Annotated in this window: 20 protein-coding genes; 14 read left to right on the top strand and 6 right to left on the bottom strand. The window is 60.8% G+C overall.

Annotation, left to right across the window (positions count from 1 at the left end; genetic code table 11):
• Positions 1-42 precede the first annotated feature (42 nt).
• Entirely contained in the window at positions 43-1071 is a 1029-nt protein-coding gene (locus PHS32_RS01880; protein ID WP_301077054.1) for an ABC transporter ATP-binding protein, read from the top strand.
• Positions 1072-1100: 29 nt separating this feature from the next.
• A complete protein-coding gene (locus PHS32_RS01875) occupies positions 1101-2060 on the top strand; it encodes an oligopeptide/dipeptide ABC transporter ATP-binding protein (RefSeq protein WP_301077053.1) in 960 nt (319 codons plus the stop codon).
• 79 nt (positions 2061-2139) lie between these two features.
• Here the strand turns inward: PHS32_RS01875 and PHS32_RS01870 are convergent, their stop codons facing one another.
• Together PHS32_RS01870 and zwf are read right to left on the bottom strand one after the other, a co-directional pair.
• Positions 2140-2988 (bottom strand): MurR/RpiR family transcriptional regulator, encoded by an 849-nt coding sequence (locus tag PHS32_RS01870; protein ID WP_301077052.1) that lies wholly within the window; start codon positions 2986-2988, stop codon positions 2140-2142.
• Between the two features lie 6 nt (positions 2989-2994).
• Positions 2995-4449 carry a glucose-6-phosphate dehydrogenase gene (zwf, locus tag PHS32_RS01865; protein WP_301077051.1) on the bottom strand — a complete coding sequence of 485 codons (1455 nt, stop codon included), beginning with the start codon at positions 4447-4449 and terminating at the stop codon, positions 2995-2997.
• A gap of 160 nt (positions 4450-4609) precedes the next feature.
• Here zwf and PHS32_RS01860 point away from each other — a divergent pair, with 160 nt between their 5' ends.
• From PHS32_RS01860 to PHS32_RS01830, 7 genes are all read left to right on the top strand, one after another.
• The gene (locus PHS32_RS01860) at positions 4610-5617 is read left to right on the top strand and encodes an ABC transporter substrate-binding protein (RefSeq protein ID WP_301077084.1); all 1008 of its coding nucleotides are present in this window, start codon (positions 4610-4612) and stop codon (positions 5615-5617) included.
• Positions 5618-5687: 70 nt separating this feature from the next.
• Complete coding sequence (locus PHS32_RS01855; RefSeq protein ID WP_301077050.1) at positions 5688-7877, top strand: iron ABC transporter permease; 2190 nt, start codon at positions 5688-5690, stop codon at positions 7875-7877.
• Entirely contained in the window at positions 7877-8947 is a 1071-nt protein-coding gene (locus tag PHS32_RS01850; protein ID WP_301077083.1) for an ABC transporter ATP-binding protein, read from the top strand. Before PHS32_RS01855 ends, PHS32_RS01850 begins: the two co-directional genes overlap by 1 nt.
• A gap of 44 nt (positions 8948-8991) precedes the next feature.
• Positions 8992-9939: a transaldolase gene (gene tal, locus PHS32_RS01845; RefSeq protein WP_301077049.1), complete on the top strand. Its 948-nt coding sequence runs from the start codon at positions 8992-8994 to the stop codon at positions 9937-9939.
• Between the two features lie 24 nt (positions 9940-9963).
• The gene (pgi, locus tag PHS32_RS01840) at positions 9964-11541 is read left to right on the top strand and encodes a glucose-6-phosphate isomerase (protein WP_301077048.1); all 1578 of its coding nucleotides are present in this window, start codon (positions 9964-9966) and stop codon (positions 11539-11541) included.
• A gap of 6 nt (positions 11542-11547) precedes the next feature.
• The gene (locus PHS32_RS01835) at positions 11548-12783 is read left to right on the top strand and encodes a crosslink repair DNA glycosylase YcaQ family protein (protein WP_301077047.1); all 1236 of its coding nucleotides are present in this window, start codon (positions 11548-11550) and stop codon (positions 12781-12783) included.
• A gap of 5 nt (positions 12784-12788) precedes the next feature.
• The gene (locus PHS32_RS01830; RefSeq protein WP_301077046.1) at positions 12789-13430 is read left to right on the top strand and encodes an HAD family phosphatase; all 642 of its coding nucleotides are present in this window, start codon (positions 12789-12791) and stop codon (positions 13428-13430) included.
• Positions 13431-13514: 84 nt separating this feature from the next.
• On the opposite strand, the gene PHS32_RS01825 is transcribed toward PHS32_RS01830, so the two are convergent.
• The gene (locus PHS32_RS01825) at positions 13515-14375 is read right to left on the bottom strand and encodes an alpha/beta hydrolase (protein ID WP_301077045.1); all 861 of its coding nucleotides are present in this window, start codon (positions 14373-14375) and stop codon (positions 13515-13517) included.
• 73 nt (positions 14376-14448) lie between these two features.
• Between PHS32_RS01825 and PHS32_RS01820 the strand changes: the two genes are divergently transcribed.
• Positions 14449-14976: a hypothetical protein gene (locus PHS32_RS01820; protein ID WP_301077044.1), complete on the top strand. Its 528-nt coding sequence runs from the start codon at positions 14449-14451 to the stop codon at positions 14974-14976.
• A gap of 104 nt (positions 14977-15080) precedes the next feature.
• Here the strand turns inward: PHS32_RS01820 and PHS32_RS01815 are convergent, their stop codons facing one another.
• Positions 15081-15977 (bottom strand): AraC family transcriptional regulator, encoded by an 897-nt coding sequence (locus tag PHS32_RS01815; RefSeq protein ID WP_301077043.1) that lies wholly within the window; start codon positions 15975-15977, stop codon positions 15081-15083.
• 163 nt (positions 15978-16140) lie between these two features.
• Between PHS32_RS01815 and PHS32_RS01810 the strand changes: the two genes are divergently transcribed.
• From PHS32_RS01810 to PHS32_RS01795, 4 genes are read left to right on the top strand one after another with little or no spacing between them, the layout of a single operon-like run.
• Complete coding sequence (locus tag PHS32_RS01810) at positions 16141-16848, top strand: ABC transporter ATP-binding protein (protein WP_301077042.1); 708 nt, start codon at positions 16141-16143, stop codon at positions 16846-16848.
• On the top strand, positions 16845-18242 hold the full coding sequence (locus PHS32_RS01805) for an FtsX-like permease family protein (protein WP_301077041.1): 1398 nt from the start codon (positions 16845-16847) through the stop codon (positions 18240-18242). The genes PHS32_RS01810 and PHS32_RS01805 overlap by 4 nt, the downstream gene beginning before the upstream one ends.
• A 52-nt stretch (positions 18243-18294) precedes the next feature.
• Positions 18295-19050 (top strand): outer membrane lipoprotein-sorting protein, encoded by a 756-nt coding sequence (locus PHS32_RS01800; protein ID WP_301077082.1) that lies wholly within the window; start codon positions 18295-18297, stop codon positions 19048-19050.
• An 11-nt stretch (positions 19051-19061) separates the two neighbouring features.
• Positions 19062-20372, top strand: coding sequence for a hypothetical protein (locus PHS32_RS01795; protein ID WP_301077040.1), 1311 nt, complete (start codon positions 19062-19064; stop codon positions 20370-20372).
• 226 nt (positions 20373-20598) lie between these two features.
• Here PHS32_RS01795 and groL read toward each other — a convergent pair whose 3' ends face one another.
• Positions 20599-22260: a chaperonin GroEL gene (groL, locus tag PHS32_RS01790; protein WP_301077039.1), complete on the bottom strand. Its 1662-nt coding sequence runs from the start codon at positions 22258-22260 to the stop codon at positions 20599-20601.
• Between the two features lie 173 nt (positions 22261-22433).
• A complete protein-coding gene (gene groES, locus PHS32_RS01785) occupies positions 22434-22724 on the bottom strand; it encodes a co-chaperone GroES (protein WP_301077038.1) in 291 nt (96 codons plus the stop codon).
• Positions 22725-22950: the final 226 nt, after the last annotated feature.

Genomic DNA, 22950 nt, shown 5'->3' with positions numbered 1-22950 from the left:
TGACCAATGGGATATCGCGATGACGAATTTCTTGAAGCACGCATGAGTCTGTTGCAAGTAAAAAACCTGATCGTCGAATTTCCGCATCGGCGCGGCACGCTGCGGGCCTTGGACGATATTTCGTTCGACATCGCGCCCGGCGAGATTTTGGGGGTGGTGGGCGAATCGGGCGCCGGCAAATCGATTACCGGTGCCGCCATCATTGGTCTGCTGGACCCTCCCGGGCGTATTGCCAGCGGGCAAATCCTGCTCGAAGGCGAGCGCATCGACCAGCTTGGATTTGAGCAGATGCGCCACATCCGGGGCAAGCGCATCGGGGCCATTTTCCAGGACCCGCTGACTTCGCTCAACCCGCTGTACACGGTAGGCCGCCAGTTGGTCGAGACCATACGCACGCACCTGCCCCTGAGTGAAAAAGAGGCACGGGAACGCGCCATTGGGTTGCTTAAAGACACTGGCATTCCTGCGCCCGAGCAGCGTGTTGACCACTATCCGCACCAGTTTTCGGGCGGCATGCGCCAGCGCGTGGTGATTGCCCTGGCGCTTGCCGCCGAGCCCAAACTGATCGTCGCGGACGAGCCGACGACGGCCCTGGACGTTTCCATTCAGGCCCAAATCATCACGCTGCTGAAAGCCGTTTGCAAACGTCACGGCGCGGCGGTGATGCTGATCACGCACGACATGGGCGTGATTGCCGAAACCTGCGACCGGGTGGCGGTGCTGTACTGCGGCCGCATTGCCGAGATCGGCCCGGTGCACGAAGTCATCAACCACCCGGCACATCCCTATACGGCAGGACTAATGGCGGCGATTCCCGACATTACACAAGACCGTGAACGCCTGAATCAGATTGACGGCGCGATGCCGCGCCTGAATGCCATTCCGACCGGCTGTGCCTATAACCCGCGTTGCCCGCAAACCTTCGCCAAATGCAAAAGCGCGCGCCCGGAGTTGTTGAACGCCGGAGTGACCCGGGCCGCCTGCTGGCTTCATGAGACTTTGCGGGACAGACCGGAGCGCAGCGAAGCCCTGTCCCCAACTGATCGTGCCTTGCGGGACGGCCCGATATGACTGCCCTGGTTCAAGCCAATGACTTGGCAATGACTTTCGACGTGTCGGCGCCCTGGCTCAATCGGGTGCTGGAGCACAAGCCGCGCACCCTGCTGCGCGCCGTCGATGGGGTCAGTTTCGAAATTGAAAAAGGCAAGACGCTGGCGCTGGTCGGCGAATCCGGTTGCGGCAAGAGCACGGTGGCCCGGCTTCTGGTCGGCTTGTACGAGCCGACTCGTGGCAATTTGCAGTTCGATGGGCTCGATGCCCATGCCATCTTCAAGACCCCTCAGGGTTTGAAGCTGCGCAGTCGCATCCAGATGATTTTTCAGGATCCCTATGCGTCCCTGAACCCGCGCTGGCTGGTGCAGGACATCGTGGCGGAGCCGCTGATCGAGCATGGCTTGGTGAGTGATCCGGCCGAGCTGAAAGAGCAGGTCGGGGCACTTCTCGTCTCCGTGGGTTTGAGCGCGTCCGATAGCGGCAAGTACCCGCACCAGTTCTCCGGCGGCCAGCGGCAACGCATCTCGATTGCCCGAGCGCTGGCGACAAATCCTGAATTTTTGGTATGCGATGAGCCGACCTCGGCGCTGGACGTGAGTGTGCAGGCCCAGGTGCTCAACATCATGAAGGACCTGCAACGCAAGCTGGGTCTGACCTACCTGTTCATATCGCACAATCTGGCGGTGGTGCGGCACGTCAGCGACCAGGTTGGCGTGATGTACCTGGGACGCCTGGTGGAACTGGCCGACAAGCAGACCTTGTTTGCCAATCCGCGTCACCCCTATACCCGGATGCTGCTCGATGCCATCCCCAAGATGCACGATACCGGTCGCGCCCGTACGCCGGTGCAGGGGGAAGTACCGAACCCCTTGAATCCACCCGCCGGGTGCGCCTTCAACCCGCGCTGCCCGCATGCGAACGAGCGCTGCCGGGTCGAGCGACCGCAGTTGCTGGCGTTGGGCGCCGACAAGATCGCCTGCCATGCCGTTGAAGAAGCGAGAATCTAGCGCGCATGGCTTTGTCATTGCGGACCAGAGCCGCAATCCACTGGCTAGCGGATCTGGTCCGGCATGACCCGCGCGCGCTTCAGGCGTAACGCTTGCTGCGCAAGTTGTTCTTCATCTCGCGCAGCAAGGGCTGCAACTTGTCGCCCCCTATGCGCAGGGCGACACTGGTGGCGAGGATGTCGATGATCAGCAAATGCAGCAGACGCGACACCATCGGGCTGTAGCGGTCGTAGCCTTCCGGGTGGTCGGCGGCCAAGTGAATATGACCGGCCGCGGCCAGTGGCGAGCCACTGGTGGTGATGACGATGGTGGTGGCGCCGTGCTTGCGGGCAATGTCGCAGGCGTCCATCAAGTCGCGCGTGCGGCCCGAGTTGGAGATGATGACGACGCAGTCGCCCGGTCCCAGCAGGGACGCGCTCATGACCTGCATGTGGCCGTCGCTGTAGGCGATGGCGTGCATGCCCAAGCGGAAAAACTTGTGTTGCGCGTCCTGCGCCACGATGCCGGAGTTGCCAACGCCAAAAAATTCGATCCGCTTGCCGTCCCGGTAGGCTTGCACCATGGCGACGGCGGCCTTCTCGATGGCCGCCACACCGGCATCGTTGCGGTATTTCAAAAACGCCGCCACCGTGTTGTCGATGACCTTGACCATGATGTCGCTGGTCTTGTCGTCGACATCGACGCTGCGGTGAATGAAGGGCACGCCCTCGCTGATGTTGCCGACCAGCTTGAGCTTGAAATCGGACAGGCCATCGTAGCCCACGCTGCGGCAAAACCGTACCACCGTCGGTTTGCTGACGTGGGCGCGCTGCGCCAGTTCGCTGACCGGCAGCCTGGCAAAGCTGCGCGGATCGCTCAGCACCAGTTTGCCGACACGCTGTTCAGCCGGAGCCAGTGAGGGCAGGCAAGCGGTGATTCGGTCAAGCATGACGCTTCAAGATTCCTCGGCCCAGCAGAAACCGTCGCGTGCAATCATGGCACTGGACGCGCTGGGTCCCCAGGTGCCGGCGGCGTAAAGGCGCGGGCCTTGCACCTCATTTTTCCAGTGTTCCAGAATCGGTTCGACCCAGCGCCAGGCTTCCTCTTGTTCGTCGCTGCGCACGAACAGGTTGAGGCGGCCGTCGATGACGTCCAGCAGCAGCCGTTCATAAGCCCCGACCCGCTCCGAGCCAAAGCGTTTGTCAAAGTCGAGGTCGAGTTGTACCGGTGCCAGGGTCTGTGAATTGCGCCGGTTGCTTTGTCCCTGCGCCAACAGATGCAATTCGAGGCCATCCTTGGGTTGCAGATTGATGACCAGGCGATTCGCCATGCCGATTTCAGAATTGAAAATGGCGTGCGGCGTGGGCCGGAAATTGACCACGATGCGGGCATCGCGGCCGGCCAGTCGCTTGCCGGTACGGAGGTAAAACGGCACACCGGCCCAGCGCCAGTTGGAAATTTCGGTGCGCAGCGCAACAAAGGTTTCGGTGTGGCTTTGCGCGCTGACGCCGGGCTCTTCGCGATACCCGGCCACCGCCGCGCCGGCAATCGTGCCAGCCGCATACTGACCGCGAATCACGTCCTGCGCCAGTGCTGTGCCGGACCAGGGTTTGAGTGAACGCAAGACCTTGAGTTTTTCGTCGCGGATGGCATCGGCATGCGAGTTGATGGGCGGCTCCATGCCAATCGCGCACAGCAGTTGCAGGGCATGGTTTTGCACCATGTCGCGCAGAGCCCCGGTAGTCTCGTAGAAGGCACCGCGTTTTTCCACACCCAGGTCTTCGGCAATCGTGATCTGGATGTTGGCAATGTGTTCGCGTCGCCACAGCGGCTCGAACAAGGCGTTGCCAAAGCGCAGCGCGAACAGATTTTGCACCGCCGGCTTGCCCAGGTAATGGTCGATCCGGAAGACCTGCTTTTCGCTGAACACGCGGCGCACGGCTTCGTTGATGGCGCGGTTGCTGGCCAGGTCATGGCCCAGCGGTTTTTCCAGCACGACACGGGTCCGGGCGGTATTCAGTCCGGCGCGGGCCAGTTGTTCGCAGACGGTGGTGAACAAGGCGGGTGCCGTGGCGACATACATCAGCACGCTGTCGGCCTGACGCTTTTCCAGCAGGGTCGCAAGACTGGCGTAGTCATCCGGTTTGGACAGGTCCATCTGGACGAATTCAAGCAAAGCCGCAAACCGTGTGAACTCTTCCACACTGGGGCGTTTGGCCAACTCAACAGCGTCGAAGCGGGAACGGATCAGGGCGCGGTACTGCTCGGAACTGAGGGCGTCGCGGGCAACGCCAATGATGCGGCCGCCTTCGGGCAGCGTGCCATGGCGAAAAGCCTGAAACAAGGCCGGCATCAACTTGCGCCAGGCGAGGTCCCCGGTGCCGCCAAACAAAACAAGGTCAAAGCTCATGGGTAAAAAAGTTCAAGGTAGCAAAATCGCAGAGTCCAGACCGGTAATGTAACTTAGTTTCACGAAATTAGAAAAATCATGTAACCGGTGCCCCGGGCATTGCATTAAACTGAAAAATTCTCGTGTTCTCTGACGCAAAGCTACAGGAGTTGGAATGAAAATGCAGGTGCTGGCCGCCACTGCGGCCTTGTTTTCTTTCGCCGCACAGGCGCAAGGGCAGGTCAATATCATTTGTTCGGTGCAGGCCGAGTGGTGCAACATGATAGCTACGGTTTACGCCCGTACCACCGGCACCAAAGTCAATATCAGCATGAAGGGCTCGGGCGAGGCGTTGGCGCAGTTGATGGCGGAGAAGGACAACCCCAAGACCGACCTCTGGTTTGGCGGCACCGGAGACCCGCATTTACAGGCGGCCGAGCAGGGTCTGTCGATCGAGTACAAATCGCCCAGTCTGGCGCAGCTCTACCCCTGGGCGCAACAGCAGGCGCAGCAAGCCGGTTTCAAGACCGTTGGCATTTATTCCGGCCCTCTGGGTTTTGGCTACAACCCGGAACTGCTGGCGAAGAAGAAGCTGCCGGTACCTCGGTCCTGGGCCGATCTGCTCAAACCCGAATACAAGGGCGATATCCAGGTCGCCAACCCCGGCTCCAGCGGCACTGCCTACACCATGGTGGCGACGCTGGTGCAGTTGATGGGGGAGGAGAAGGCTTTTGATTATCTGAAGCGTCTGCACAAAAATATCAGCCAGTACACCCGCTCCGGCACCGGCCCGATCAAGGCCGTGGCGCGTGGCGAGACGGCCGTATCCATCAGTTTCGTACACGACGGCCCGGGCGAAAAGATGAACGGTTTTCCAGTGGAGACCGTCACCCCCAGCGAAGGCACGGGGGCGGAGATCGGGTCCATGAGCATCATCAAGGGCGCGCGCAATCTGGACGCCGCCAAGAAGTTCTACGAGTGGGCGCTGACACCGGCGGCGCAGGAAATGGCGGCGGCAGCCAAGCAGTTTCAATTGCCGTCGAATAAGAACGCGAAGAACGATCCACGCATCCCCGACTTCAAGAGAATCAAGTTCATCAACTACGACTACGCCAAGTACGGTGCCAGCGCCGAGCGCCGCCGATTGATTGCCAAGTGGGAAAAAGAAGTCAATTCGCTGCCGCGTTAATGAGAATTTGCGGGACAGACCGCAGTTACGCGAAGCGAACCAGTTCTGTCCTCAATCGATTGAAGCGGTGATGAAGAAAGATCCCGACCAAGCCATTCGCGTCTGGCTGCTCATCGGTCTGCTGGCCTACCTGGTGCTGCCCTGGTATGCCATCCAGGACACCGCCTGGTACAGCGTGCTGCCGCAGATCCTGGGTGGCCCGGAAACCGCCAACGGCGTGGTGCAGGCGCTGTTCCATGGGCGCCCGTGGCTGCTGCTGGGTCTGCTGGGGCTGCTGATCGCTGCCGCCGGCTTGGGTTTGCCCGCCGGCAAGGCGCAGGGCAAATGGTTTTTGGTCGGTGGCCTGACCGGTTTTGTCGGGCTGCTGGCCTGCGGCTTCCTGATTGGCGCCAAGGGCTGGTCCATTGGCACTTTTGACACCCAGTTCGGCCAGTTGACAAGCAATCAATTCGGCATCGGCGGTGGCGCCTTCTGTGCCCTGCTGGCGCTGTTGATGATGGTGGCCTTTGGTGTCGCACGACGCGGCTACTTCAAAGGCGATCTGTTCATCGCAGCGGCGGTCGTGGGATGTTCTGTACTGCTGGTTTTGTTCATCGCTTTCCCGGTCGGCAAGGCCTTGCACGGTGCGTTCGTGAACGAAGAGGGGCGCTGGTCGCTGGCCGCCATCTTCGAGCGCATCGGCAACGAACGGGTGTGGGGACTCCATTGCCTGGCGGGTGGCGTGCGTTGCGGTGTCGCCTGGAACACACTTTTCCTGGCCCTGCTAACAGCCGGCGGGACCACCTTATTGGGAGCCATGATGGCGTTGCTGGCGGAGCGCAGTGCCGGCCCGAAAACGCAAACACCCATGCGGGTGCTGGCCTTGTTGCCTATCATCACGCCGCCTTTCGTGGTCGGTCTGGGTTTGATCCTGCTGTTTGGTCGCGCCGGCGTCGTCAACCAGTTTCTGGAATATGCTTTTGAGGTCCAGCCGACGCGCTGGTTCTATGGCTTGTGGGGGGTCTGGCTGGCGCAATTGTTTGCCTTCACCCCGATCGCCTTCATGATCATGCGTGGTGTGGTGCAAGGGGTTGCCCCCAGTCTGGAAGAGGCGGCCCAGACTTCGCGCGCCAGTCGGGTACAAACCTTCTTCAGCATCACCGTGCCACTGCTCAAACCGGGTTTGGCCAATGCTTTCCTGGTCGGCTTCATCGAAAGCATGGCTGATTTTGGCAACCCGATTGTGGTCGGCGGGCAATTCTCGGTGCTGTCCACCGATATTTTCTTTGCCATCGTCGGTGCCCAATACGACCAGGGCCGGGCCGCGTCGCTGGCTTTGATCCTGACGCTGTTTGCCCTGGCGGTGTTCGCGCTGCAGCGCGCCTTGCTGGGCCGGCAAAACTACACCACCGTCAGCGGCAAGGGCGACGCCGGCATTGCCATGGCACTGCCCGCCAGCGTGCGCCGCGGCTTGAACGCCGTGGTCTACCCGTGGCTGGCGTTTACGCTGCTGGTCTACCTGTTTGCCTTTGTGGGCGGCTTTGTGCAAACCTGGGGTCGTGACTACACCTTCACGTTGAACCATTTCAAGACCGCCTTCGCCCTGGAGTGGGGTCGCTTCGGGTTGGTGTGGGCCGGCAGCGCGTGGAATTCATTCTTTACCACGGTCAAGCTGGCAGGCATCGCGGCACCGCTGACGGCGGCGACCGGACTCCTGATTGCGTACCTGCTGGCGCGCACCGAATTTCGCGGCCGTGCCCTGTTCGAATTTGTCGCCTTGCTGGCTTTTGCGATCCCCGGCACCGTGCTGGGCCTGAGCTATATCCTGGCCTTCAACGTGCCACCGGTGGAACTCACCGGCACCGGTCTCATCATCGTCCTGTGCTTCATGTTTCGCAACCTGCCGGTCGGTGTGCGGGCCGGTACGGCCGCCTTCAAGCAACTGGACAAATCGCTGGACGAAGCTTCCCTGATGCTGCGCGCCTCGACCGCGCAAACCCTCATTCACGTGGTGCTGCCCTTGCTCAAGCCGGCTTTGGTGGCGGCCCTGGTGTACAGCTTTGTACGTGCCATGACGACAGTCAGCGCGGTGATCTTTTTGGTGACGGCGGAGAACGAGCTGGCCACCACTTACATCATCGGACGGGTCGGCAACGGCGACTATGGCGTGGCGCTGGCCTATTGCACGGTGCTCATCATTTTGATGTCGCTGGCGATGGCGCTGATCCAGTTTTTGGTGGGTGAGCGCAAGCTCGGACGGCGAAAAGGAATAACAGCATGATGCAGGGCGTTGAATTCAGAAATATCAGCAAACGCTACGGCACCGATGCATCGGCACCGCTGGTGGTCAAGGGCATCAGCTTTGGCATTGAAAAAGGCACCCTGACCACCATCCTGGGACCCTCGGGTTGTGGCAAGACGACCGTGCTGCGCATGATTGCCGGACTGGAGTCGCCGACTTCGGGTCAGGTCTTCGTCGACGGCAAGGAGGTGACGACGCTGGGTCCGGCGGATCGCAATGTCAGCATGATGTTCCAGAGCTACGCCCTGTTTCCTCACATGAACGTGCTGGAGAACGTGATGTATGGGCTGAAGATGTCCGGCGTGGCAAAAGACGCCGCCCGCGCTCGCGCCAGCGAGGCCTTGAAAAACGTCGGCTTGCTAGCCTATGACGAGCGCCTGCCCAGCGAGTTGTCCGGTGGCCAGCAGCAGCGCGTGGCGCTGGCGCGCTCGCTGGTGCTGGAGCCGGCCGTGCTGCTGTTTGATGAGCCGCTGAGCAACCTGGATGCCCGCTTGCGGCGCGAAATGCGCGAGGAAATCCGCTCCCTGCAGCAGCGCCTGTGCCTCACCGTGGCCTACGTCACGCATGACCAAAGCGAGGCGCTGGCGGTGAGCGACCAGATCATTGTGATGAACGACGGCGGCATCGCCCAACGCGGCACGCCGCAAGACATGTACGAGCGTCCGGCCAGTGAATTTGTGGCCGGCTTCATGGGCGAAGCGATGCTGTTTCCGGCTCTGCTGGGCCAGGACGGACGGGTGCAACTGGGTCCCTTGCAGATCACGCCAAGGCAACCTGTTGCGCCGGGGCCGGTGAAGGTTGCCGTGCGCCCCGAAGCCTGGCAGATCCAGCGCCATAACGGTGCTGCACAGAGCGGGGTTGCCGGCAAGCTGCTCAAGTCAGCTTATCTGGGCAGTTTTTTTGAATACACCTTCGAAACCGCGTTGGGCCGTGTATTTGTCGTCTCGCCGGACCTCACCGAGGTGTTGCCGCTGGGGGCCGAGGTGGCATTGACTCTGGCCGATCATGGCGTGTCGGTGGTCAAGGTCGCGCCGCCGGACGCGGCCTAAGGCGCTGCTGAGCGGCGTGCCGGTTGCGACTGGATAATGGCGGCATGAACCAACTCGAGGCACTCAAACAATTCACCACCGTGGTGGCCGACAGCGGAGACTTCAAGCAGATTGATGCCTATCTGCCGCAAGACGCCACTACCAATCCGTCGCTGATCCTGAAGGCGGTGCAAAAGCCCGATTACCGTTCCTTGTTGACCGACACCGTGGCCCGGTACCGGGGTCGTGCGCTGGATGAAGTCATGGACCGGCTGCTGGTGCGCTTTGGCTGTGAAATCCTGTCCATCATTCCGGGGCGCGTCTCTACCGAAGTCGATGCCCGGCTCAGCTTCGATAGCAACGCCACCGTGGCACGGGCCGAGCGCCTCATCGAGCTGTACCAGGCGCAGGGCATCCACATCGATCGGGTTCTGATCAAGGTGGCCGCCACCTGGGAAGGGATCGCAGCCGCGGCGCAGCTGGAGCGGCGCGGCATCCACACCAATCTGACTTTGCTGTTCTCGTTCTGCCAGGCGGTGGCCTGCGGCCAGGCCAAAGTGCAGCTGATCTCGCCTTTTGTCGGCCGCATTTACGACTGGTACAAAAAGACGGCCGGAGCCGCCTGGGTGGAAGCCGATAACGCCGGTGCCTGCGATCCCGGCGTCAAATCGGTGCGGCAAATCTACAACTACTACAAAAAATTCGGCGTCGCCACCGAGGTGATGGGGGCCAGTTTTCGCAATGTCGGACAAATCACGGCGCTGGCCGGTTGCGACCTGCTGACCATCAGTCCGGATTTGCTGGCCACCCTGGCGGCGACCAAAGCACCGCTGGAGCGCGCGCTGGATGCAACACTGGCCCAGTCGCTGGACCTGACGCGCGTGAATTATGACGAGGCCAGTTTCCGTTTTGCCCTGAATGAAGACGCGATGGCGACCGAGAAGCTCGCCGAAGGCATTCGCGCATTTTGTAGCGACAGCGCCAAGCTTGAGCAATTGCTGCTGGCGGCGTGATCTTTGACCGTAGGACCGTTTCCCATGACCCGTATCCGTTGTGACCGTACTGCCGCCTGGAGTGCGCTCCAGAATTTATTCAAGCAAGAGGGGCAGGCCTTCGATCTGCGCAGCGCCTTTGCCGCCGACGCCAACCGCTTTGCGGCCTTCAGCCAGAGTGCCCCCCACGTCTTCGCCGATCTGTCCAAGAACTTGATCGACCGCCGGACGCAACAACTGCTGTTTGAGCTGGCACGCCAGTGTGGCGTGGAACAGCATCGGGATGCCATGTTCACCGGCGCCGCGATCAACAATACCGAACAACGCGCGGTGATGCATTGGCTGCTGAGAACCCCACTACCGGCCAAAGCCGATGATTCAGCAGAAACCACGAAAAACGTGGCCAGCGAGTTGGCCCAGGTGCATGCCACGCTGGATGCCATGCTGGCCTACGCGCAGACTGTGCGCGCGGATCCGGTAATCACCGACGTCGTCAACATCGGCATCGGTGGCTCCGACCTGGGTCCGCAAATGGCGGTGCTGGCGCTGGATGACTTCGTGTTGCGCGCCAAACGTTTTCACTTCGTCTCGAACGTCGACGGGCATGAGTTGGCGGCGTTGCTCAAGCGCCTGAAACCCGAGAGCACGCTGTTTTTGATTGCCAGCAAAACCTTCACCACCCTGGAGACCATGACCAACGCGCGCTCGGCCAAGGCCTGGTTTGAAGCGCAGGGCGGGACCGATATCGGGCGCCACTTCGCCGCCCTGACCACCAATGTGGCGGCCGCCAAGGCCTTTGGCATCGCTACCACCTTCGGTTTCTGGGACTGGGTGGGGGGACGCTATTCGCTCTGGTCGGCCATCGGCCTGCCGCTGGCGATCGCCATTGGGGGCGAAGGTTTTCGCCAATTTCTGGCCGGCGCGCATGCGATGGACCAGCACTTCCGCAACGCACCGCTGGAACTCAATTTGCCGGTGCGACTGGGCTTGCTGGATCTCTGGTACCGCAACTTCCACAGCTTTGGCAGCCGCTCCATCGCACCGTATCACAGTGCCCTGCGCCGCCTGCCGGCCTATTTGCAGCAGTTGGAGATGGAAAGCAACGGCAAGCGGGTCGACGCACAGGGTGAGGCCCTACCGTACGGCACCTCGCCGGTGCTGTGGGGTGAGCCCGGCACCAACGGTCAGCACGCTTATTTCCAGATGCTGCACCAGGGTACCGACGTGGTGCCGGTGGAATTTGTGGCGGTCAAAAGACCGAGGCACCCATTGCCCGGGCATCACGACTTGTTGCTGGCCAATGTGCTGGCCCAGGCCCAGGCGCTGATGCTGGGCAAGATGGATGCGGGCGGTCACAAGAACTTCCCCGGCAACCGGCCCAGTACTTTCCTGCTGCTCGACGAGCTCACGCCCACCAGTCTGGGGGCCTTGATTGCCCTGCAGGAACACCGTGTCTTTGTCAGCGGCTCGCTGTGGGGCATCAACAGTTTCGACCAATGGGGTGTCGAGCTGGGCAAGGTGCTGGCCAAGGACCTGGAACTGCGTCTGGCCCATGGCGATCTGGCGGGGCTCGATGGCTCCACGGCGGGCTTGTTGTCGCGCCTGCGCTCGAACGACCGGTGAATTCGAGTGCTTGAGTTAAGCCAGACGCAGGCCCGCCATTTGCAACTGGCGGCCCAGGGTTTGTTGCTGGCGCCCGAGCGGGCCGCCACTCGCCTGAGTCTGCGGCGTTGCCTGGAGCGCATGCAATTGCTCCAGATCGACACCATTCATGTGGTGGCGCGCAGCCCTTACGTGGTGCTTTTTTCCCGCTTGGGCAGCTACCCTGTGCAATGGTTGGACCAGGCTCTGGCCAGCGCCGCGCTGTTCGAAACTTGGGCCCATGAGGCCTGCTTTGCCCCGATCGAGCACTTGGCGCTGCATCGCAGCTACAACCAGCAAACCCGCCGCCATTGGGGGATTGCCAGAGGAGAAGAGAGCCACGAGAAGCAGCGCGCACAGCTCGACGCGTTGCTGGCGCACATAGCGGCCAACGGCCCGGTCAAGTCCTCCGATTTCGAGCGCGGTGACGGCCAGAGCGGCGGCTGGTGGGGTTGGAAGGACGAGAAGCGCTGGCTGGAGGCCTTGTTCGCCAAAGGTGAACTGATGGTGGCACGACGCGAGAACTTCCAGCGCGTCTATGACCTGGCGCACCGGGTCTGCCCGGCGATCAAGACGATGGCGTTGCCAGCGGCCGCGCAAGTGCACGGCCGCTTCATTGAAAAAGCGATCCTGGCGTTGGGGGTGACGCAGGCGCGCTGGGTGCATGACTACTTTCGCCTCAAACCGCGTCTCAAGGATGCCGATCTGGACGCGCTGGTGGAGCAAGGTCTGGTGCGGCGTGTCCAGGTGCAAGGCTGGTCGGTGGCGGGCTATGTGCATGCGGCCCATGCCGGGCTGCTGAAAAGAGCCCTGGCCGGGAAGTTGAGCGCAACCCACACCACGCTGCTGTCTCCTTTTGACCCACTGGTGTGGGACCGTGAGCGTGCCGCCGTCATGTTTGGCTTCGACTACCGCATCGAGTGCTATACGCCGCAGGCCAAGCGCACTTATGGCTACTTTGTGTTGCCGATCCTGCACCGGGGTCAGCTGATTGGGCGGCTTGATGCCAAGGCGCATCGGGCGCTGGGCGTGTTCGAGGTCAAGGCCTTGTTTCTGGAACCGGCAATTGAGATCAATGACGCGTCCGTGGTTGAGCTGGCGCAAGCGCTGACGCGTTGCGCCGTCTGGCATGGCACGCCCCAGGTGAAAGTCACGCGCACAGCGCCACCCGCCTTGCGGGCCCGTTTGCGGCAGGCCTTGTCCCCGCTTTCACCGGGAGCTTGAGACGCATGAACCTGGTATTCGATTTCGGCGCGGTGCTGGTGGATTGGCAGCCGGCGCAGTTGCTGGCAGAACACTTTCCTGATTTGACGGCGACGCCGCAGGCAGCGCAGCATTTGGCCCGCTCCCTGTTCGGTCACGCGGACTGGCATGCGTTTGATCGCGGCCAGATCACACTGGAGCTCGTGGTCCGGCGCACGGCGCAACGATTGGCGTTGCCGCCGCGGCAACTGCGGGGCCTGGTGGCGGGCATCGGCGAGCGACTGCGCCCGCTGCAAGACAGCGTTGCCGTGCTGGCCGAATTGGATGAAAGGCGCCGTCTGCGGGGCGACGTGCGCCTGTATTTTCTCTCCAACATGCCGGTTCCTTATGCCCGTACGCTGGAGCAAAAACATACCTTCTTGCAATGGTTCGATGGTGGTATTTTTTCCGGTGACGTGCAGCACATCAAGCCGGAACCTGCCATCTACCAACTGCTGCAAGCCCGTTACGCGCTGGCGCCGGCACAGACGCTGATGATCGACGATCTGAAAGGCAATGTTGACGCTGCCTGTGCCTTGGGTTGGGAAGGCATCCAGTTTGTGTCGGCGCAGCAACTGCGCAGGAGTCTGGGAAACCTGCTCCATCAACCAGACCAAGGGAACCCCTGAAAGCCGGCCGGGGGATTGGCTTGGGCGTGTGCTGATTGGCAACTGCGCGCAAGCAGCTGGCGCCGCTCAAGCTGAATTGACTTGTCAGGGGACTTGCTTGGCCGAAAGGTATTTCTTTATAAAGCTGCGGAGCGTCGCCTGGTACTGCGCGTGACCCACTTGGTCCAGATCACTGTGCGCGCCAGCTTCAATGCCGAGCCATAGTTTTGGAGGATTGGCTGCCGCGAACAACTTCTCACCCAGACGCACGGGAATCGTGCTGTCGGCGCTGCCGTGGATCATCAGCAGAGGCGCGCCTACCAGCGCTATTTTTTCAATGGAGGCAAAGCGTTCGTTGTTCAGGTAGCTGAGAAATTGCAGGATAAGGCCACCCTCGCGCGCCACATCGGCGAAGCTGGTAAAGGCCGACTCCAAAATCAGCGCGCCGTAGTCCAATCTGGGTTGCAGGCGGCTGGCCAGATCAACCGCCACGCCACTGCCCATGGAGTGGCCGTAGATCACCCGCTGTCCGGCGTGTGGCTCGCGACGCTGTAGTTCAGCCCAGGCTACAGCGGCATCCTGCAAAATGGTTTGCTCTGAAGGCGTGATCGGCGTGCTCAGTCCCCAACCACGGTATTCCACCGCCAATACGGCAAAGCCGGCCTCGCGCAAGGCTTCGATCTTGCGCATGTTCTGGAAAAGGGTGCGAAACGTGCCGTGAAAATACAGCAAAGTGGGCGCGTTTTTGTTGGCATGGGGTAACCACCAGATTTCGACACGCTGCACGGCATCAACCGCATCGATCGGGTTGTGGCCGGTTGGCGGCACGTTGACAAAGTAGCGTTCGTCACCGGAACGAAGGCCCATAAAGTCTGTCGGCACACCCTGCGTCGGGCGGTAGATGATCTGACGTTGTTCGCCATCGAGCCATGCGCAACTGGTGATTGACAGAAGTGAAAACAACAAGATCAGACGCAGCAAACAAGCCCACGTCAGGGTAGTCCTCAAATCCACAGAAGTTACACTCAACAGTCGCCGCATGAACAATTTCGCATTGTTACCTTTGAAAACACGCATCCGCATCGCCTTGGGCCTGATTGTGGCCCACCTCGCTGGCAGTGCGCTGGCGCAGCAAGAGGCTGCGCCCGACGCGGCCAAGGGCAATGTGTTACGACTGCAATTTAGTCCGTATACCCACCATTACACGTTCGATGCCGAGCACAAAGATGTGGTGATGATTGGCTTGGAGCGAGAGTACGTCGACACCAGCCTTGACGGCATCACACTTTTTAGAAATTCATTTGGGCAAGAAAGCTTGTATATCTACCCCTGGGGCCGTGTCTATCGTTCGATCGGCGGCGTCAAGCCGCTGGCGTTCAAATGGACGGCCGGGTTGATCTATGGCTACGTGGATTCCTTTAAAAATAAAGTGCCTTTGAACTACAAGGGTTTTTCACCCGGCTTGATATTTGGTTTGGCCTATGAATTCAAGCCGGGTTGGTCGGTCCAAGTCAACCTGTTGGGGACAGCGGCCGCAATGTTTGAAATCAGTGCGCCTTTGAATTGATTTGATTCTTGGCCCGCGATACTTGAATTTCCTGTCCGGATCGATTTTTCAGCTACGCAGGATGGCCGATTATTTGCCGCGAGGGGGGCGGTTTCAAGGCCTTGTCAGGACCAGATCCGATAGGCCCAAAAACTCTCGTCTTCTTGAATCGCTTTTTTCAACTCATTCGGGCTCAGGCCTGACATGCGGCGCGTTTCGCGGCACAGATGGGATTGGTCGGCAAAGCCGCCGTCAGCCGCCAGGGTGGCCCAATTGAGTTGGTAATTCCTTGCGCCAGAGGCAGCGTTTGTGCGCGTGTTGAGAAACGATTCTTCAGCCCGTGCCAGACTTCGCAGCTCGCGCAAGGGCAAACCGGCTTTTTGCTTGATCCGGCGCTCCATCTGTCGCAGGCTTTTACCGATGCCCGAGCTGGCCGCCTGGAGTGCCAGCCCCTCCACCCAGTAGCGGTAACGATCCGTCCTGGGCAACGCAGTTTGGCGCACGGCGCGCCAGCGTGGCTCCAGAAACGCCTCGATCACTTGCACCCGCGCAGCATCGTCGCTCGCCCCCAGCACCGCCCCCGCCATGGCCTGCCAGGATGCATCCAGAACGCTGCTGATCGGCACAATTCGGTTGACGTGGCAAGCGATGTTCACACCGGCCATGGCCCGCAGGGCCTGCGGCATGAGCGCCAGCATAAACGCCTGGACCGGTCCGGGGTTGGCGTGGACCACGGGTACGGTGTGGGGACCGGCGAAGGAAACCGTCGGCACCGGCTCGCTGACCCATTCGTTGCCACGACGAATGAGCTGCGCTTCGCCCTGCAGTACCCAAGTGATGCCACACAGAGGCGAGGCCGGGAAGTAATTGTTCCGCTGATCAGGGCGCAGATTGGCTCCCAGCGTGCTTCGCGTCAGATAGGCCCGCACGCAGGACGAAAGAGACAAGCGAGGTGCGATCAGTGCGCTGTGCGGCAGCGTCCCCGTCGCGACTTGATTTCCCTGATCATGGGGGAGACTCATAGTCGCAGTCTAGCGCAGGCAGTATGTCGAAATCGTTCTATACACGCCGTCCCGGGAGTGGCACACTGCGCCGGTGGTTGGAGCGTGCTTGCCACCGGAGAAGCCGGTAACGCTGCAGTGTCAGTTGAGCTTTTATTCGCCAATACCTACTCGCTAAAGTGCCATGCATACAGTTATCCTGAAGCAGGTCAGCAAGACTTACCATCTCGATTCGGTGGGTGTGCCGGCCCTGTGCGACATCAATCTTGCAATCCGTCCCAACTGCTTCACCGTGATCTCCGGCCCGTCCGGCAGCGGCAAGACGACTTTATTGAACTTGATCGGCTGCATCGACCGGCCCGATCAGGGCGAGGTCATCGTCGCCGGCCAATCGATACGCAGCCTGTCGGACGACGCCTTGTCCGATTTTCGGGCTCACCATCTCGGTTTCATTTTTCAAAATTTCAACCTGCTGCCGGTTTTGACGGCGTATGAAAACGTTGAATACCCGTTACTGCTGGCCAAGCTGGCGGCGGCGCAGCGCCGGGAGCGTGTGCTGGCATTGCTGGATGCTGTCGGGCTCGCCGACAAGGCCAACCACCGCCCGGGGCAACTGTCCGGCGGTCAGCGGCAACGGGTGGCGATTGCGCGCGCGCTGGCCCCCGCGCCGCAACTGGTGCTGGCCGACGAGCCGACCGCCAATCTGGACAGTCAAACCGGTGCCGCCATCATTGCGCTGATGCGCCAGATGCAGCGCCAGCACCATGTGTCTTTTGTGTTTTCCTCGCACGACCCGCAGGTGCAGGCGGAAGCGGACGATGCCGTATTCATCCGTGATGGCCGCATCACCCATGTCGAGCGAAACACCGACTTGGTGGAGGCCGGCGCATGAACACTTTTTTACTTGCCCTGCGCAATTTGCTGCGCAACCGTCGCCGCTCGCTGACCACTCTGCTGGCCATGATGATAGGCCTGGGCGCCATTCTGATATTTGGCGGTTACAGCCGCAATTCAATTTACGCCTTGCAGACCGGCTATGTGCAAATGCACGGTCATCTGCAAATCCAGCACAAAAACTACTTTCTTTATGGCAGCGGCAATCCAGCCGCCTATGGCATCCCTGACTATCAGCGCATCATCGATGTTGTGAAGCTCGATCCGGTGTTGGCGCCGATGTTGACCGTGGTGACGCCAAAGCTGCAACTTGGCGGCATCGCGGGCAATTTCGCGGCCGGCGTGTCGAAGAATGTGATTGCCTCGGGCATCGTGGTGGGAGAACAAAATCAGCTGCGCCAATGGGACGATTACGGCAGCCTGAGCTACTCGCCGCAGTTCGCTTTGACCGGTACCAGTCCGGACGCGGTTGTCATCGGCACTGGCGTGGCCCGAATGCTGCAATTGTGCCTGCCGCTCAAAGTCGACAACTGCCCAGCCGCACCAGTGCCATCGGCTGGCGATGCGCGTGCCGCACCGGATGACATTACGGCCCTTTCCGCTCTCGAGGCAAGCGCGGCGTCGCGCGCCAGCCAGACCAGCCCGACCGGCATCGAAATGCTGGCGGCCAACGTGCATGGCGCGCCCAACGTCGTCAGCCTGAACGTCGTGAAGGCCGAAAACTGGGGCTTCAAGGAATTCGATGACACCGTCCTGGTCATGCATTTGGCCCAGGCGCAACGGCTGGTCTTCGGCGCCGCGCCGCCGCAGGTCACGGCGATCCAGATCCAGTTGCAGCACACTTTCCAAATTGCCGCCGCCAGAGCACGGCTGGAACAGTTGTTGGCGACCACCTTGAAAGAAGCACCGCTTGAGGTGCTGGACTTCGAAACGCTGGCGCCGATCTATGGCCAATCGGTTCAATTTTTCGATTCCGTGTTCGGCTTCATTGCCGCCCTGATCGGTGTCATTGTGCTGTTCACCGTCGGCAACACCATGAGCATGGCGGTGGTGGAACGCACCGTCGAAATCGGCACCTTGCGCGCCATCGGCCAGCGCCGCGCGGGCATCCGCTCTCTTTTCATGTGCGAAGGGTTGCTGTTGGGGCTGATCGGTGCGGTGCTTGGCGTGCTCACGGCCTTGCTGGTCGCAAGCCTGATCAACCACAGCGGCTTGACCTGGACGCCGCCCGGCTATGTGTACGCCTATCCGGTCAAGGTGCGGGTCTGGGGCGATCTGGGACTGATTTTCGAGAGTGCTGTCGGCCTGATCGTGGTGGCGATGATTTCGGCCTGGTGGCCGGCCAACCGGGCTTCAAAGCTGATGATTGTCGATGCACTGCGACATGTCTGAGTGATAAGGAAAAGAAGCGAGGACGAACATGCGACCACTGACCATCGGATCGATGCTGTTGCTTTGTCTGGGCATCTGCCTGGGGCCGGCCCAGGCCACGCCCAGCGCCCAGGAAATCCTCGCCGCCAGCGATGCCGTGCGCAACCCGGACTATCCGTTCGGCCTGACCAACACGCTGATCGAATACCGAAACGGCAAGCAGACTGATACCAGCACGCTGGCTATCTACTCGAAGGCGGACAAAAGCAGCAGCCAGTTCCGCAGCCTGGTCCGTTTTGTGCAGCCGGCGCGCGATGCCAATAAGCTGATGCTTTACAGCGGCAAGGACTTGTGGTTTTACGACCCAGCCAACAAGGCCAGCATCCGCCTGTCGCCGCAGCAGCGGCTGCTCGGGCAGGCCTCCAACGGCGATGTGGTCACCGTCAATCTGGCCAAGGATTACCAGGCCACGCAGGCGGGCGAAGAAGAGATGCAGGACGGCGAGCGCAAGCTGCGCCACTGCTACAAACTGACGCTGGCCGCGCTGACGCCGGATGTCAGCTATCACCACATCGAAATCTGGATCGACACCAGCAACAACCAACCGATCAAGGCGCGCTTCTATGCCGAGAGCGGCAAGCTGCTGAAAACCGCTTATTTCCGTCATTACCAAAAGCAGCTTGGACAGGAGCGGCCGACCGAGACCGTGATCATCGACGGGCTGGATCCGAATTGGGTGACGGTGATGCGCTTTTCCGATTGGGTCAAACGCGATGTGCCAGACGTCTGGCTGCAGCGCGATTACCTGCCGCGCTTCAAGCCCGAGTAGCTGCCTTGATCATGCGCAGCGTTGTGTATCCGGGCAAGGCTTCAACTGGCGCAGTCTGGCGTGGCTGGAGGCGTTTGCCGATCCCGATGCTGCTGCTCGCCCTGGCCGGGTTGCCACTGCCCGTCCAGGCCGATGATGCGGACGCATTGTCGCTGGCCGACAGCACGCCCAGCAGCGTCAAAGCCGCCAGCGACTGGCAGTGGTATGCGGAAGCCGCGTTGGGCCAGTCGACACTGCGCAACGGCAGCGCAGCGACTTCCAACCAGCGGCTATCCCTGGATATGCAGTTTGACAAGTCTTTCGCGCCGGGCTGGCGCGCCGTCTTGGCGGATCGCTGGGATGTGACCTGGCCGGCGCAGGGCAGCGATCAACGCGGCATCAATACGCTCAAGGAAGCCTACCTGAGTTGGCAACTGCAGGAAGACCGGATCGTCGACCTGGGCCGCATCAACGCGCGCCATGGCGTGGCGACCGGCTACAACCCGACCGATTTTCTGCGCGGCGGGGCCATCCGTTCGCTGGTGTCGGTGGACCCCGGCAGTCTGAAGAAGAACCGCATGGGCAGCGTGATGCTGCGCGGCCAGACCTTGTGGAGCGGTGGCTCATTGACGGCGCTGTATTCGCCCAAGCTGGCGGAACAACCCGACGCGGCGCCATTCAGTATCGACCTGGGGGCCACCAACAACCAGCATCGCTGGCTGCTGGCTATCAGTCAGCGTTTGACGGAAGGCTTCAGTCCGCAATGGCTGGTTTATGGCGGTGCCAACCAGCCGCCGCAGCTTGGTTTCAACCTGACGACACTGGTGGGTGACGCTGGCGTGGTATTTGTTGAAGGGTCCGGTGGACGCAGTCGCACGCAATGGTCTGAAGCCCTGCAAATGGCGGACGACGAGGCGTTTCGCAAGCGCCTGGCGGCCGGCCTGACCTACACCACCCAGCACAAGCTCTCGCTGACGCTGGAGTATGACTACAACGGTGCTGCGCTGGATGAGGACAACTGGAAGGCGCTGATGCGTGGCTCGGCGCTGGCCTACGGGCAATACCGGCAGTGGGTTCAATACAGGCAGGAGATGCCAACCCGGCAGGCCGCGTTTTTGTACGCGCTTTGGCGGGACGCCATGGTCAATCGTCTCGACTTGAGTGCCATGCTGCGTTTGAACGTCGCCGACCGTAGCCGCCTGTCATGGCTGGAAGCGCGTTATCACTGGGATCGTGCCGACCTGGCATTGCAGTGGCAAGTCAACAGCGGTACTGCCGGCAGCGAGTACGGTGCCGCCCCGCAACAACAGGCCTGGCAGGCGCTGGTTCGCTACTATTTTTAGAACAAGTTGACGCGTAGCCGCGGTCAATGGTGCGCAAGCGTTCAAAAAGTCAGTAATAACAAAAACCCCGCAAGGCTCGCGCTCTGCGGGGTTTTTGAATTTGTGTCGAGAGCAATTACGCGACTCGACGCAGCATGGCGATTCAGGGCTAGGCGCGGCGGCGCAGACAGTACCAAAGGTACGGCAAGCCGCCGCAACGACGCCCTGGATCGTCAGGCAAGGAGCATTACATGCCCATACCACCCATGCCGCCCATACCACCCATGTCGCCGCCGCCCATGCCACCCATGCCGCCGCCAGCACCTTCGGCCTTGGGAGCCTCGGCCACCATGCACTCGGTCGTCAGCATCAGAGCGGCCACGGAGGCTGCGTTTTGCAGTGCCGTGCGGGTCACTTTGGTCGGGTCCAGGATACCCATTTCGATCATGTCGCCATAGGTGTCGTTGGCGGCGTTGAAGCCGTAGTTGCCCTTGCCGCTCAGCACCGCATTGACGACCACCGAAGCTTCACCACCGGCGTTGAACACGATTTCGCGCAGGGGCGCTTCGATCGCTTTCAGAACCAGCTTGATGCCGGCTTCCTGGTCGGCGTTGTCGCCCTTGATCTTGCCAGCGGCTTGCTTGGCGCGCAGCAGGGCTACGCCGCCACCGGCCACAATGCCTTCTTCCACCGCAGCACGGGTTGCGTGCAGTGCGTCTTCGACGCGGGCTTTCTTTTCCTTCATTTCGACTTCGGTGGCGGCGCCAACCTTGATCACGGCAACACCGCCAGCCAGCTTGGCCACGCGCTCCTGCAGTTTTTCGCGGTCGTAATCGCTGGTGGCTTCCTCGATTTGCACACGCACTTGCTTGACGCGGGCTTCGATGTCAGCAGCGGCGCCGGCACCGTCGATGATGATGGTGTTTTCCTTGCCCACTTCGACGCGCTTGGCCGAACCGAGGTCCGCCAGCGTGACTTTTTCCAGTGTCAGGCCGACTTCTTCAGCGATGACCTTGCCACCGGTCAGGATGGCGATGTCTTCCAGCATGGCCTTGCGACGGTCGCCAAAACCCGGAGCCTTGACAGCCACGACCTTCAGGATGCCGCGGATGGTGTTGACCACCAACGTTGCCAGCGCTTCGCCTTCCACATCTTCCGAGATGATCAGCAGCGGACGGCCCGACTTGGCGACTTGTTCCAGTGTCGGCAGCAGGTCACGGATGTTGCTGATCTTCTTGTCGTACAGCAGCACGAACGGGTTGTCCAGCAAAGCGGCTTGCTTTTCCGGATTGTTGATGAAGTAAGGCGACAGGTAACCGCGGTCGAACTGCATGCCCTCGACGACGTCGAGTTCGCTGTCCAGCGACTTGCCGTCTTCCACGGTGATCACGCCTTCCTTGCCGACCTTGTCCATGGCATCGGCAATGATCTTGCCGATGGCTTCGTCAGAGTTGGCCGAAATGGAGCCGACTTGAGCGATTTCCTTCGACGTGGTGGTGGCTTTGGAGGCCTTCTTCAGTTCGGCAACCAGGGCTGTGACAGCCTTGTCGATGCCGCGCTTCAAGTCCATCGGGTTCATGCCGGCGGCCACGTATTTCATGCCTTCGTGGACGATGGCTTGCGCCAGCACGGTGGCGGTGGTGGTGCCGTCGCCAGCGATGTCAGAAGTCTTGGAAGCGACTTCCTTGACCATCTGCGCGCCCATGTTCTGCAGCTTGTCCTTGAGTTCGATTTCCTTGGCCACGGACACACCGTCCTTGGTCACGGTGGGGGCGCCGAAAGAGCGCTCCAGCACCACATTGCGGCCTTTCGGGCCTAGGGTTACCTTGACTGCGTTGGCCAGGATGTTCACACCCTCGACCATGCGGGCGCGGGCTTCGCCGCCGAAAATAACGTCTTTTGCTGCCATGTTGGATTCTCCAGAAATTTAATAAATGCTTAACAGATGACTATTGACGAGAAAAGAATTGCGTAGCGAGCGGACGTCAGGCCAGGCGCACCGCGCGCAGAAACCGGAACGTACTTCTGTACGTGAGGATTGCGAGCACGGAGCAACGACGCATGGCGTTCGCGCAGTAGCAATTACTTCTCGACAACTGCGAACAGGTCGTCTTCCTTCATGACGAGCAGTTCATCGCCGTCAACCTTGACGGTTTGACCGCTGTATTTGCCGAACAACACGCGATCGCCGACCTTGACCGCCATGGGGCTCAATTCGCCTTTGTCGTTCTTTTTGCCAGGGCCCACGGCCAGCACTTCACCTTGATCAGGCTTTTCGGCGGCACTGTCGGGAATGACGATGCCAGAGGCGGTCTTGGTTTCGTTTTCCACGCGTTTGACAATCACGCGATCATGCAGAGGACGAAGTTTCATGGGATCTCCTTGGATTTGAAATGGAGGGTTAAAACACGGACACCAAATAGAACCATCTGGCGTCCAATAGCTTGAAGAGAGAGTTCCGTCAGAATCAAAAGTCTGTTAGCACTCAACTCTCGCGAGTGCTAATGATAATGCCATTTGGCCGGTTTTCAAGATCCGGCGGACGAAAGAGGTGAATATTGCCTCCCCCGAAGCAGGACTGAAAAGCAGAGAGGGGATC

The sequence above is a fragment of the Rhodoferax sp. genome, assembly GCF_028714215.1.
Taxonomy (GTDB): domain Bacteria; phylum Pseudomonadota; class Gammaproteobacteria; order Burkholderiales; family Burkholderiaceae_C; genus Rhodoferax.
Note: the sequence above shows the minus strand (reverse complement) of the source record. Positions and strands in the feature narration are given on the sequence as shown.

What these genes read in the sequence shown, in the direction of transcription:
- PHS32_RS01880 (WP_301077054.1), top strand. Translation starts at nt 43, where the DNA reads ATGAGTCTGTTGCAAGTAAAAAACCTGATCGTCGAATTTCCGCATCGG.
- PHS32_RS01875 (WP_301077053.1), top strand. Translation starts at nt 1,101, where the DNA reads ATGACTTTCGACGTGTCGGCGCCCTGGCTCAATCGGGTGCTGGAGCAC.
- PHS32_RS01870 (WP_301077052.1), bottom strand. Translation starts at nt 2,988, where the DNA reads ATGCTTGACCGAATCACCGCTTGCCTGCCCTCACTGGCTCCGGCTGAA.
- zwf (WP_301077051.1), bottom strand. Translation starts at nt 4,449, where the DNA reads ATGAGCTTTGACCTTGTTTTGTTTGGCGGCACCGGGGACCTCGCCTGG.
- PHS32_RS01860 (WP_301077084.1), top strand. Translation starts at nt 4,610, where the DNA reads ATGCAGGTGCTGGCCGCCACTGCGGCCTTGTTTTCTTTCGCCGCACAG.
- PHS32_RS01855 (WP_301077050.1), top strand. Translation starts at nt 5,688, where the DNA reads ATGAAGAAAGATCCCGACCAAGCCATTCGCGTCTGGCTGCTCATCGGT.
- PHS32_RS01850 (WP_301077083.1), top strand. Translation starts at nt 7,877, where the DNA reads ATGCAGGGCGTTGAATTCAGAAATATCAGCAAACGCTACGGCACCGAT.
- tal (WP_301077049.1), top strand. Translation starts at nt 8,992, where the DNA reads ATGAACCAACTCGAGGCACTCAAACAATTCACCACCGTGGTGGCCGAC.
- pgi (WP_301077048.1), top strand. Translation starts at nt 9,964, where the DNA reads ATGACCCGTATCCGTTGTGACCGTACTGCCGCCTGGAGTGCGCTCCAG.
- PHS32_RS01830 (WP_301077046.1), top strand. Translation starts at nt 12,789, where the DNA reads ATGAACCTGGTATTCGATTTCGGCGCGGTGCTGGTGGATTGGCAGCCG.
- PHS32_RS01820 (WP_301077044.1), top strand. Translation starts at nt 14,449, where the DNA reads ATGAACAATTTCGCATTGTTACCTTTGAAAACACGCATCCGCATCGCC.
- PHS32_RS01815 (WP_301077043.1), bottom strand. Translation starts at nt 15,977, where the DNA reads ATGAGTCTCCCCCATGATCAGGGAAATCAAGTCGCGACGGGGACGCTG.
- PHS32_RS01810 (WP_301077042.1), top strand. Translation starts at nt 16,141, where the DNA reads ATGCATACAGTTATCCTGAAGCAGGTCAGCAAGACTTACCATCTCGAT.
- PHS32_RS01805 (WP_301077041.1), top strand. Translation starts at nt 16,845, where the DNA reads ATGAACACTTTTTTACTTGCCCTGCGCAATTTGCTGCGCAACCGTCGC.
- PHS32_RS01800 (WP_301077082.1), top strand. Translation starts at nt 18,295, where the DNA reads ATGCTGTTGCTTTGTCTGGGCATCTGCCTGGGGCCGGCCCAGGCCACG.
- PHS32_RS01795 (WP_301077040.1), top strand. Translation starts at nt 19,062, where the DNA reads ATGCGCAGCGTTGTGTATCCGGGCAAGGCTTCAACTGGCGCAGTCTGG.
- groL (WP_301077039.1), bottom strand. Translation starts at nt 22,260, where the DNA reads ATGGCAGCAAAAGACGTTATTTTCGGCGGCGAAGCCCGCGCCCGCATG.
- groES (WP_301077038.1), bottom strand. Translation starts at nt 22,724, where the DNA reads ATGAAACTTCGTCCTCTGCATGATCGCGTGATTGTCAAACGCGTGGAA.